This is a genomic window from Microbacterium sp. LWO14-1.2, from assembly GCF_038397715.1.
Taxonomy (GTDB): Bacteria; Actinomycetota; Actinomycetes; order Actinomycetales; family Microbacteriaceae; genus Microbacterium.
In genome coordinates this window covers 1,099,498-1,110,614 of record NZ_CP151633.1, presented here as the reverse complement: position 1 = coordinate 1,110,614, position 11,117 = coordinate 1,099,498, and the positions used below count along the sequence as shown (strand labels likewise).

The following is an 11,117-nucleotide window of genomic DNA, read 5'->3' as shown; positions in this document are numbered from 1 at the left end:
GTCAGACTCCGTACTCCTGGCGGATCGTCTCGCGCAGCATCACGCTGCAGCGCGCGATCGCCGCACGGAAGTCGACGAGTGCGCCGTCCTCAGCGCGATCCGAGATCGCTCTGAACGCGCGGATAGGCACGCCGAACTGCTGCGCGACCCAGATGTACGCGTACGTCTCCATGTCGACCAGCCCGGCACCGGACGGGCGGATGACCGCGGTGATCCCCGCATCGCCCACGAAGCTGTCTCCCGTCGCGATCAGCACACCCTCGCGGCCGGTCGACACGCGCGCGGGCAGCGAGACGTGCTGTCCCGCGACGCCCTCGAGGTCGAAGACGTCATGCTGCAGCGCACTGCCCACCTCGTGCACCACCGCGTCCAGCTCCGGGTCGATGCCGCCCGCGGTGCCGACGACGACGATCTCCTCGTAGTCCCTCGCGGACAGCGCCCTCGTCAGCGCGTATGTCGCCTGCATCTTGCCCTCGCCGGTGACGAGCTGATCGAAGCCCTCCAGGTCGTCGGGGAACGCTTCGAGTTCGGATGCCATCGCGGCGACGAGAAGTCTCACCCGTCCATTCTCCCATCGTGCGTCGACGCCCCGTGCTGCTCCTCGCCCGGCACGTCATTCCGATGTAACACTGGGGGAGGATACTGATGTCGACAAGACCGGAGGACCGCCATGACCCTGCAGCAGCAGATCGCGGAAGCGCTCGGCGTGAAGCCCGAGATCGACCCGGAAGCCGAAGTGGAACGCCGGGTGCAGTTCCTCGTCGACTACCTGCGCACGACCGGAGCCAAGGGGTTCGTCCTCGGCATCTCCGGCGGACAGGACTCGACTCTGGCAGGCCGCCTGGCTCAGCTCGCGGTCGAGCGCGTGCGCGCCGAAGGCGGCGAGGCCAGCTTCCTCGCCGTGCGGCTCCCGTACCGCGTGCAGCACGACGCGGAGGACGCGGCGGCAGCGCTGGCGTTCATCGAACCCGACTCCTCGGTCGAGGTGAACATCCAGAACGGCGTCGACGGTGTCGAGGAGGACATCGAGTTCGCCGTCACGAGCGACATCACCGACTTCAACAGGGGGAACATCAAGGCGCGTCTGCGCATGGTGACCCAGTACGCCCTCGCGGGCCACGACGGGCTGCTCGTGATCGGCACCGACCATGCGGCGGAGGCCGTGACCGGTTTCTACACGAAGTTCGGCGACGGAGCGGCAGACATCCTGCCGCTCTCCGGCCTGACCAAGCGCCAGGGGCGGTCCCTGCTGCTGCATCTCGACGCGCCGGAACGGCTCGCCTACAAGGTGCCCACCGCTGACCTGCTCGACGGGCAGCCCGGTCGTGCCGACGAAGACGAACTGGGACTCACCTACGAGCAGATCGACGCGTTCCTCGAGGGCGAGCAGGTCGACGCCGATGTCGCCGGGCGCATCGAATCCCGGTACCTCGCGACACAGCACAAGCGTCACCTCCCGGTCACGCCGGACGACACCTGGTGGCGCTGACCGGTCCGAGCCGATCGAACGCCCGTGTCGGATGCCGCGGCTAGTGTCGAAGCATCCGAAGGAACGGGAGCAACGTGCGGATCGACACCCTGGCGCAGCGCGTCATCTGGAGCGCGAGCGATCTCAAGGCGGCCGCCGAGTGCGAGTTCGCCTGGTGTCGAGCGATCGATGCGAAGCTGGGGCGCGTACCGGCGGTCGATGAGCCGGAGGACGCGACGCTGGCGCGGGCTGCGCGTCTCGGAGACGTGCACGAGCAGAACGTGCTCGACCGCTACATCGCCGAGCTCGGCGATGAGCGGGTGCACCGGATCGAGAAGGTGTCGTCGGTCGATGCCGACGCCCTCGCCGCAGCCGTCGACGAGACGATCGACGCCCTCGGGTCCGATGCGGTCGTCGTGTTCCAGGCGGCGTTCTCGACAGACGAGTTCGTCGGATTCGCCGACTTCCTGAAGCGCGATGACGACGGGCGGTGGCGGGTGCAGGATTCCAAGCTGGCCCGAACGGCGCGAGTCACGGCGCTGATGCAGCTGGCGGCATACGTCGATCAGCTCGATCGTCTCGGTGTACCCCGCTCCGATGAGGTCGACCTGATCCTCGGCGACGGCACCCTCAGCACGCATCGCGTCGACGACCTGCTGCCTCTGTTCCAGGTCCGCCGCGCGCGGCTGCGCGCCCTGATCGCCGACCGGCGCATCGACGACCCGAGTCCCGACGCCGTGCTCGCCTGGGGAGACGATCGCGGCGATCTCGACGTCGTCGCCTGCGGCCGATGCGCGACCTGCGAGGAGCAGGTGGTCGCCCATCGCGACCTGCTCATGGTCGCGCGCATGCGGCCCGTGCAGCGAGCGCGACTCCGCGCGGCGGGGATCGAGACCATAGACGCTCTCGCCGCGGCGACGACCGCTCCCGACGGCATGAACGTCGACACGTTCGAGACGCTGCGCTCGCAGGCGCGCGTGCAACTGCGGGCGGATGCCGAGGGCGTGGCCGCCTACGACGTGCACTACGCTGCGGCGATCCACACGCTTCCCGTGCCGAGCCTCGGCGACATCTTCTTCGACTTCGAGGGCGACCCGCTGTACACCGAGCCCGCTGCAGACGGACAGGCGCAGTGGGGACTCGACTACCTCTTCGGCTGGGTGGACAACCACGACCAGTACTCGGCCCTGTGGGCGCACGATTTCGCGGCCGAGAAGCGGGCCTTCGAGCAGTTCCTCGACTTCGTGAACGTGCGGCGGACCGCCCATCCCGGCATGCACATCTACCACTACGCGCCCTACGAGACGTCGCACCTCATCGCGATGGCCGCTCGGTACGGCGTGCGAGAGGCCGAGGTAGACAGGTTGTTGCGCGAGGGCGTGTTCGTCGACCTCTACCCGCTCGTGCTGCGGACCGTGCGCGTCGGTTCGCGCTCGTACTCGATCAAGAAGCTCGAGCCGCTCTACATGGGCGACGACGTGCGCACGAGCGACGTGCAGAAGGGCGACGACTCGATCGTGCAGTACGTCGCAGCCCGCGAGCTCGCCGCGGCGGGGGAGCAGGCCGATGCCGACGCCGTGCTCGCCGACCTCGCCGACTACAACCGGTACGACTGCGTCTCGACCAGGCGCCTCCGCGACTGGCTGATCGAGATCGCCCGCCGCGAAGGCGTGAACCCGGCCCCGCCCGACGAAGCGGACGAGGTGATCTACGAGCCGTCCCCGCGGTCCGTCGCGCTGCTCGCCGACGCGGAGCGCGCGGTCGCCGCGGGGTCCGACGGCCAGGTGCACCGCATCGCGGCCGCGGCCATCGACTACTTCCCCCGAGAGGCGAAGAGCTTCTGGGTGTCGCACTTCCAGCGGCTGCGGGAGCCCGTCACGATGTGGGACCACACGCGTGACGTCGTCCGCGTCGATCGCCTCGCGTCCCGCGTGGTCCGTGAGTGGAGCGTCGGGGAAGGGCGCCGCGTGATGTCTCGCGACATCGAGATCCGGGGCGAGGTCTCTCCCGGCACGACCCTCGGCGAGGGCGGCCAGCCGTTCGCGCTCTACGAGGTCCCTGCTCCGTTCGACCTCGAGGTGCCGTCACGCGCCGTGCACGTGCCGCACTCCGTCTCGGTCACGGGGGTGCTCGATGACGGCTACGTCGTGACCGAGTCGGCGATCCAGGGACAGACGTGGGACGACCTGCCCCTCGCGCTGACGCCGGCCCCCCCTCCGCGGGTCGTGTCGCTGCAGGGAGCGATCGACGAGTGGGCGGATGCCGTGCACGCGGCCGCACCCGGCTATCCGCGGGACGCGGCCACCGACATCCTGCGGCGGATCCCGCCGCGCACGCGGTCGGGGCAGAGCCTTCCCGCACAGGGCGACGACACGGTCGACGCGATCGTCCGAGCCGTCCTCGATCTCGACGACAGCTACCTGGCCGTGCAGGGTCCTCCCGGCACAGGCAAGACCTACACGGGATCGCAGGTCATCGCGCGGCTCGTGAACGAGCACGGCTACCGCATCGGCGTGGTGGCCCAGTCGCACTCGATCATCGAGAACCTGCTCGAGCGCGTGGTCGCCGACGGGGTGCCGCCTGGTCAGGTGGGGAAGGCTCCGAAGGATCCGTCCGCCGAGCCGGGGTACACCGTCATCCCCAAAACCGGCATGGCGTCGTTCCTCGCCGAGAACGAGGGCCGGGGCGTCGTCGTCGGCGGTACGGCCTGGGATTTCAGCAACACGACCAGGGTCGACCGGCACGGGCTCGACCTGCTCGTCGTCGATGAGGCCGGCCAGTTCTCCCTCGCGTCGACCATCGCCGTCGCCGCGGGCGCGAAGAGCCTCCTGCTCCTCGGAGACCCGCAGCAGCTGCCGCAGGTCAGTCAGGGCGCGCACCCCGAGCCTGTCGATACCTCCGCGCTCGGCTGGGTCATGGACGGCGACGAGGTCGTGCGGCCGGAATACGGGTACTTCCTCGAACGCTCGTGGCGCATGCACCCGTTCGTCGCGGCCCCGGTCTCGCGCCTCGCGTACGCCGGACGTCTGGCGTCGGCCCCGGGGACCGAGAAGCGCTCGATCGAGGGCATCGATCCCGGGCTCCACGTGGTTCCGCTGCGTCACCGCGGCAACGCCACCCAGTCGCCCGAGGAGGCCGACGCGGTCGTGGCGCTCGTGCGGGAGCTGCTGGGCCGAACCGTCACCGATCACACGGCTGAGACGCCCACACGCCCCCTGGCCCAGAGCGACATCATCGTGGTCACGCCGTACAACGCGCAGCGGCAGCTCGTGCACGACGCTCTGGCTGCCGCAGGGTTCCCCGACGTGCCCGTGGGCACGGTCGACAACTTCCAGGGCAAGGAGGCCGTCGTCTCGATCACGTCGCTCGCGGCGTCGAGCGGCAAGGATGCCCCGCGAGGACCGGAGTTCCTGCTCATGCAGAACCGCCTGAACGTCGCCATCTCTCGGGCGCAGGTCGCGGCCTACCTGATCCACTCACCGGCGCTTCTCGACGACCTCCCCCGCACGCCCGAGGGGGTCGCGCGGCTCAGCGCCTTCGCACGACTCGTGGGGGCGGCGGCGTGAACGCCTCCGCGTCGCGCGAGTACGCCGCAGAGCGGCCGGAGCCGACCGGCGCGGCTCTCGATCGCCGAGGACTCCACGGCGACGCGGCACCGACCGCGCACACCACCGAGCAGATCCTGCGCGCCGCCGCCGCGTGGGCGTGGTTCCCGCGCGACAGCGAACAGGAGAAGACCCACCTGCAGCTCGTCCGCTACCCCGCGCGCTTCGGCGGCGGGGTCCGCGGATCGCAGGTCGACTCGCGCGCCGATTCGAGTACCGTGATCGACCACGCACTGGAGCGGACGCAGGCGTGGGGCGAGACCGTGTTCACGTTCTGGACGAACGAGTCCGATTCCCCCGACCTCGAAGACGAGCTCCGCCGCCGCGGGGCCGACCACATCGACACGGTCGCGGTCTTCTCACGCGCGATCGACAGCCCGGCGATCGACGTACCGCCCGGTATCACCGCCGAGATCGTGCGCACCCTCGAGCAGGTGCGCGACGTCGACAGCGTGAACGTGCCGGTGTGGGAACAGGCCGCGCTCGACGACGAGGGACTCCGCACCGAGCTCGCCGAGGTCAGCGCCGCGCTCGACGCCGGAGAGGGTCTGCGTGTGCTTGCCCGCCTCGACGGCATGCCCGTCAGTACCGGCGGCTGCACGATCGTCGACGGCTTCGCCCGACTCTGGGGAGCGGCGACGCTGGAGCACGCGCGCGGACGCGGGGCGTACCGCGCCGTGCTCGCCGAACGCCTCCGCGCGAGCGCAGAGAGAGGCGCGACCACCGCGCTCGTGAAGGGCCGGGTCTCGACGTCGGCGCCGATCCTCCGTCGTGCGGGATTCGTGCACTACGGCGACGAGCGGGCGTACCGCCTGGCCGTGTGAGGCGTGCGGGTCAGACCGTGCCGTAGAGGCGGTCGCCCGCGTCGCCGAGGCCAGGAACGATGTAGCCCTTCTCGTTCAGTCGCTCGTCGAGAGCGCCGAGCACGAGTGTGACGTCGCGGTCGCCGGCCATCTCCTCGATCGCGGCCACGCCCTCGGGAGTGCCGAGCAGGCAGATGGCGGTGACGTCCTTGGCCCCGCGGTCGAACAGGAACTGGATCGCGGCGGCGAGCGAGCCGCCGGTGGCGAGCATCGGGTCGATCGCGAAGCACTGGCGGTCGCTGAGGTCGTCGGGAAGGCGCTCGGCGTAGGTCGTGGGCTCGAACGTCTGCTCGTCGCGCACCATGCCGAGGAAGCCGACCTCGGCGGTGGGCAGCAGCTTGACGAGGCCCTCGAGCATGCCGAGACCGGCGCGCAGGATGGGGACCACGATGGGCCGGGGCTCCGAGATCTTCACGCCCATGGTCGTGGTGACCGGGGTCGTGATCTCGATCGGGCTGACCTTGACGCTGCGGGTCGCCTCATACGCGAGGAGCGTCACGAGCTCCTCGGTGAGCTGACGGAACACCGGCGACGGCGTGCGATGGTCGCGCAGCACCGAGAGCTTGTGGGTGATGAGAGGGTGGTCGGCGACGTGGACACGCATGAATACAGGCTAATGCGCCGCGGGCCCGCGCACGACATCCGACCCCATAGGCTCGACGCATGACCGAGGCCGACACCGCAGCCATGCAGCGCGCGCTCGAACTCGCCGCCGAGGCGGCCGCCGTCGACGAGATCCCCGTCGGCGCCGTGATCCTCGACCGCACCGGTCGTGTCATCGCCGAGGGGCGCAACACCCGCGAAGAGTCGCACGACCCGACCGGACACGCGGAGATCGAAGCGCTGCGTCGCGCTGCGGCATCCCTCGGCTCCTGGAATCTGCAGGGGTGCACCCTGGTCGTCACGCTCGAACCGTGTGTGATGTGCGCGGGCGCGATCCTCCAGGCGCGCGTCGCGCGCGTGGTGTTCGGGGCATGGGACGACAAGGCGGGGGCCGCCGGCTCCATGTACGACGTGCTGCGCGATCGGCGACTGCCCTACCGCGCCGAGGTCGTCGCCGGAATCGAGGCGGATGCCGCGACGGCACTGCTCCGGGACTTCTTCGAGCAGCGCCGCTGACGCCGGTGATCCGCCGGCGATCGTCGTCTCAGTCGGAGGACTTCAACACGAAGACGTCGGTCGACGGCTCCGGGTCCAGCGACGGGCGGTACACGTCGGGCTCGATGTAGATGACTCGGGCGATCGGCACGGCCTCGCGGATGCGGGCCTCGATCACGTCGATGTCATCGGCGGCCTCGCGCAGGGGCTTGTCGGCATTGAGGGCGATCTTCACCGCGACCATCAGCTCGTCCGGACCCAGGTACAGGGTCTTCATGTGGATGATCTTCTCGATCTCGTCGCCCGCGTTGATCGCGTCGACGATGCGGTCGTGGTCGGCGGCCGTGGCCCCTTCGCCGATCAGGAGGCTCTTCGTCTCGACGCCGAGCACGATCGCGATGAGCACGAGCAGTGTGCCGATCATGAGCGTTCCCAGAGCGTCGAAGACCGGGTTGCCGGTGATCACGGTGAGACCGACGCCGAGCAGCGCGAAGCTGAGGCCCGTCAGAGCCCCGACGTCTTCGAGCAGCACGACGGGCAGTTCCGGCGCCTTCGCACGGCGCACGAACGACACCCACGACTGACCCTTCTCGCGGACGAGGTTGCTCTCCTTGACGGCGGTGCGCAGCGAGAACGACTCGAGTCCGATCGCGACGAGCAGCACCACGATCGGCAGCCACCACCAGGTCTGGTCGAGCTCGTGCGGATGCGTGAGCTTCTCGACGCCCTCGTAGATCGCGAACAGACCGCCGACGGAGAAGAGGATGATCGACACGACGAACGCGTACACATAGCGCTCTCGCCCGTACCCGAACGGGTGCGCGCGGTCGGCCTCGCGCTTCGCCTTGCGCCCGCCGAGCATCAGGAGCAGCTGGTTGCCGGAGTCGGCGACGGAGTGGATGGCCTCGGCGAGCATGGACGCCGAACCCGAGAGCGCCCACGCGAGGAACTTCGCGAGGGCGATGCCCAGGTTCGCCAGAAACGCCGCGATGATCGCCTTGCTGCCGCCGGAAGCACTCATGGTCCGAGTCTAGAACCGCCTGTCGGAGGATGCCGGGTGAGCCCGCCGTAGGATGACGACATGGCTGACTCTCTTCCCTCTCTCGCGTTCGTCGGTGCCGGATCGATGGGAGGAGCCATCCTCCGCGGAGTGGTCGCCTCCGGCATCCGCGTCGACGGCGGGATCACCGCCACCAACCGCACGGCCGAGAAGGCCGCGGCCCTCGCCGACCTCGACGGCGTCACCAGCATCGCCCTCTCCGAGCAGCCGGACGGCAACGCCGCGGCGGTCGCCGACGCGCGCATCGTGCTCGTCGGCGTCAAGCCGGCCATGGTGCCCGACCTCCTCCGCGAGATCGCTCCGTCGCTCGGCGACGACACCATCGTCGTGAGCCTCGCCGCGGGAGTGACCCTCGCGACGTTCGCCGAGGGACTGGGGGCGGACGCCCGCGTCATCCGATCCATGCCGAACACCCCGGCCACGGTCGGCAAGGCGGTCACCGGCCTCGCGGCCGGCAGCGGTGCCTCCGACGACGACCTCGCCCTCGTGCGCCGGCTGTTCGAGACCGTCGGCGCCGTGGTGGAGGTGCCGGAGTCGCAGATCGATGCGCTGTCGACCATCTCGGGCTCCGGCCCGGCGTACGTCTTCCTCCTCATCGAGGAGCTCACCAAGGCGGCGGAGGGCATGGGGTTCGAGCGTGCCGACGCGCGGCTCATGGCCGAGCAGACGTTCATCGGCGCGACCGCCCTGCTCGACGCCTCGGGGGAGGAGCCCGCTGAGCTGCGTCGACGCGTCACCAGCCCGAAGGGCACGACGGAGCGGGCGGTCGCCGTGCTGCAGGATGCTCACCTCGACCGCACTTTCGCGGATGCTGCGGCGGCGGCTCTCGACAGGGCCAAGGAGCTCGCCGCAGGCGCCTGACCGGCGGGCGCCGAGCGCGTCAGCGCTCGGATATCAGCGGTCGAGGGCGGCGAAGCGCTCGATGTCGCTGTTGGTGCCCGACACGATGATCAGGTCGTGGTTGGTGACGATCGTGTTCGCCTCGGCGTAGCGGAACGGCTTGCCGGGGCTCTTCACGCCGACCACCGTCACCTTGTACTTGCTGCGCACGCCCGATTCGTTGAGGCCGACTCCGCGGATGAACTTCGGCGGGTACATCTTCGCGAGCACGAAGTCGTCGTCGAAGCGGATGAAATCCAGCATCCGTCCCGAGACGAGGTGAGCGACGCGCTCACCCGCCTCGCGCTCCGGGTAGATCACATGGTTCGCGCCGACGCGGGCGAGGATCTTGCCGTGCGACTGCGACACGGCCTTCGCCCAGATCTGCGGCACTTTCAGGTCGACGAGGTTCGCGGTGATGAGCACCGACGCCTCGATCGACGATCCGACCGCGACCACGGCGACCTGGAAGTCCTGGGCGCCGATCTGACGCAGGGCGTCGATGTTCTTCGCATCGGCCTGCACGGTGTGGGTGACCCGGTCCGACCACTTCTGCACGAGTTCGAGGTTGTCGTCGATCGCGAGCACCTCGCGGTCGAGGCGGTCGAGCTCGCCGGCGCAGGCTGCACCGAAACGGCCGAGACCGATGACGAGGACGGGAGCATCGCCCCGGAGGACTTCAACCAACGATCGGCCTTTCCACGGGCAGTGAGTAGTACTGCGTTCGCGATGTCGCGGCGACGGCCGCGGCGAGTGTCACTGTACCAACGCGCCCCATGAAGATGGTGGCCGCGAGCACGTAGGCGCCGGCGTCCGGCAGCTCGGCCGTGAGACCCGACGACAGGCCGACGGTCGCGAACGCGGAGATCACGTCGAACAGCACATGACTGATGTCGGCTTTCGTGATCTGCGCGATGACGATCGTCGACAGGGCCACGATCGTCGCGCCCCAGGCGACGACGCTGAGCGCCACGCGCTGCACGTCGCTCGGGATGCGGCGGCCGAACGCCTCGACCGACTGGCGGCCCTTGGCCTCCGACCACACGGCGATGGCGAGCACCGCGAGGGTGGTCACCTTGATGCCGCCGGCGGTGGATGCCGAGCCGCCGCCCACGAACATGAGCATGCTCGCGGCGAGCAGCGACGAGCCGTTCATGTCGTCGATCTCGATGACGCTGAATCCGCCCGAACGCGTCATCGCAGACAGGAAGAACGCCTGGAACGTGGTGTCCGCAGCATCCATCGATCCGAAGGTCTTCGGATTGTTGTACTCGAGCACGAGGAACACGGCGGCGCCGAGGATGAAGAGGAGCACGGTCGTGACGAGCGTGAGCTTGGTGTGCAGCGACCACTTCTGCACGTGCCACACGTGCTTGGCGAGGGTGTAGATGACGGGGAAGCCGATGCTGCCGAGGAACACTCCCACCATGAGCAGCGACAGCACGAGGTAGTCGTCGGCGAACACCGCCACGCCCCCGTCGTTGGGAGCGAAGCCGGTGTTCGTGAACGCCATGGCCGAGAAGTACGGTGCCTCCCAGAGGGCGGCGATCGGGTCGACGCCCGCCATCACGAGGGCGGGGTAGAGGAGCACGGCCAGTGCGCCCTCGATGATGAGGGCCGACAGGGCGACGGTGGTGAGCAGCTGGCCGACCTCGCCGAGGCGCACGGTCTGGCTCTCGTTAACGACGCCGCCGTGTGCGCGCAGCGGGTTCGTGTCGCCTGCCGCGAGCAGTTTGGCGCGGAGCCCCAGTCGCTTCGAGATGAGCATGCCCATGAGAGAGGCCAGCGTGAGCACGCCGAGTGCGCCGATGTTGACGCCGATGAAGATCAGCACGTGACCGAACGGCGACCAGTGCGTCGCCATGTCGACGGTCGCGAGGCCCGTGACGCAGATGGTCGACACGGCCGTGAACAGCGCGTCGGCGAGGGGTGTGACGGTTCGTGACGCCGACGAGATCGGCAGCGACAGCAGCACCGTGAAGACGAGGATCAGGAGGGCGAAGATCACGATCGCGAACCGCGACGGCGAGGACGTGATGATGTGCTTGCCCCAGGACGCGGCGGTCTTGAGGCGATGGCCGGGGGACGACGCCGACACGATGCCCGACATCGCGTCCCCCTTCGTCCGACTCCCCACCCCAGCG

Annotated in this window: 10 protein-coding genes; 5 read left to right on the top strand and 5 right to left on the bottom strand. The window is 69.4% G+C overall.

Translation table 11 applies throughout. The features are described 5' to 3' along the window. Nucleotide 1: 1 nt before the first annotated feature. Complete coding sequence (locus MRBLWO14_RS05435; RefSeq protein ID WP_341935437.1) at nt 2–559, bottom strand: nucleoside phosphorylase; 558 nt, start codon at nt 557–559, stop codon at nt 2–4. Nucleotides 560–670: 111 nt separating this feature from the next. On the opposite strand from MRBLWO14_RS05435, the gene nadE reads away from it, so the two are divergent. The 3 genes from nadE to MRBLWO14_RS05420 all read left to right on the top strand — a co-directional run bounded on the left by nadE (nt 671) and on the right by MRBLWO14_RS05420 (nt 5,897). Beyond that, nucleotides 671–1,489, top strand: a complete 819-nt coding sequence (gene nadE, locus MRBLWO14_RS05430; protein ID WP_341935436.1) for an ammonia-dependent NAD(+) synthetase — start codon at nt 671–673, stop codon at nt 1,487–1,489. Between the two features lie 74 nt (nt 1,490–1,563). Then, nucleotides 1,564–5,034 carry a TM0106 family RecB-like putative nuclease gene (locus MRBLWO14_RS05425; protein WP_341935435.1) on the top strand — a complete coding sequence of 1,157 codons (3,471 nt, stop codon included), beginning with the start codon at nt 1,564–1,566 and terminating at the stop codon, nt 5,032–5,034. Then, the gene (locus tag MRBLWO14_RS05420; RefSeq protein ID WP_341935434.1) at nt 5,031–5,897 is read left to right on the top strand and encodes a hypothetical protein; all 867 of its coding nucleotides are present in this window, start codon (nt 5,031–5,033) and stop codon (nt 5,895–5,897) included. Before MRBLWO14_RS05425 ends, MRBLWO14_RS05420 begins: the two co-directional genes overlap by 4 nt. 10 nt (nt 5,898–5,907) lie before the next feature. Here MRBLWO14_RS05420 and upp read toward each other — a convergent pair whose 3' ends face one another. Continuing rightward, nucleotides 5,908–6,540 (bottom strand): uracil phosphoribosyltransferase, encoded by a 633-nt coding sequence (gene upp / locus MRBLWO14_RS05415; RefSeq protein WP_341935433.1) that lies wholly within the window; start codon nt 6,538–6,540, stop codon nt 5,908–5,910. A gap of 59 nt (nt 6,541–6,599) precedes the next feature. Between upp and tadA the strand changes: the two genes are divergently transcribed. Then, entirely contained in the window at nt 6,600–7,055 is a 456-nt protein-coding gene (gene tadA, locus MRBLWO14_RS05410) for a tRNA adenosine(34) deaminase TadA (RefSeq protein ID WP_341935432.1), read from the top strand. 28 nt (nt 7,056–7,083) lie between these two features. Here tadA and MRBLWO14_RS05405 read toward each other — a convergent pair whose 3' ends face one another. Continuing rightward, nucleotides 7,084–8,055 carry a cation diffusion facilitator family transporter gene (locus MRBLWO14_RS05405; protein WP_341935431.1) on the bottom strand — a complete coding sequence of 324 codons (972 nt, stop codon included), beginning with the start codon at nt 8,053–8,055 and terminating at the stop codon, nt 7,084–7,086. A gap of 60 nt (nt 8,056–8,115) precedes the next feature. Between MRBLWO14_RS05405 and proC the strand changes: the two genes are divergently transcribed. Continuing rightward, nucleotides 8,116–8,955, top strand: coding sequence for a pyrroline-5-carboxylate reductase (proC, locus tag MRBLWO14_RS05400; protein WP_341935430.1), 840 nt, complete (start codon nt 8,116–8,118; stop codon nt 8,953–8,955). A 33-nt stretch (nt 8,956–8,988) separates the two neighbouring features. On the opposite strand, the gene MRBLWO14_RS05395 is transcribed toward proC, so the two are convergent. Both MRBLWO14_RS05395 and MRBLWO14_RS05390 read right to left on the bottom strand, forming a co-directional pair. Further along, nucleotides 8,989–9,660, bottom strand: coding sequence for a TrkA family potassium uptake protein (locus MRBLWO14_RS05395; protein ID WP_047520565.1), 672 nt, complete (start codon nt 9,658–9,660; stop codon nt 8,989–8,991). Then, nucleotides 9,653–11,083, bottom strand: a complete 1,431-nt coding sequence (locus tag MRBLWO14_RS05390) for a potassium transporter TrkG (protein WP_341935429.1) — start codon at nt 11,081–11,083, stop codon at nt 9,653–9,655. Before MRBLWO14_RS05390 ends, MRBLWO14_RS05395 begins: the two co-directional genes overlap by 8 nt. Nucleotides 11,084–11,117: the final 34 nt, after the last annotated feature.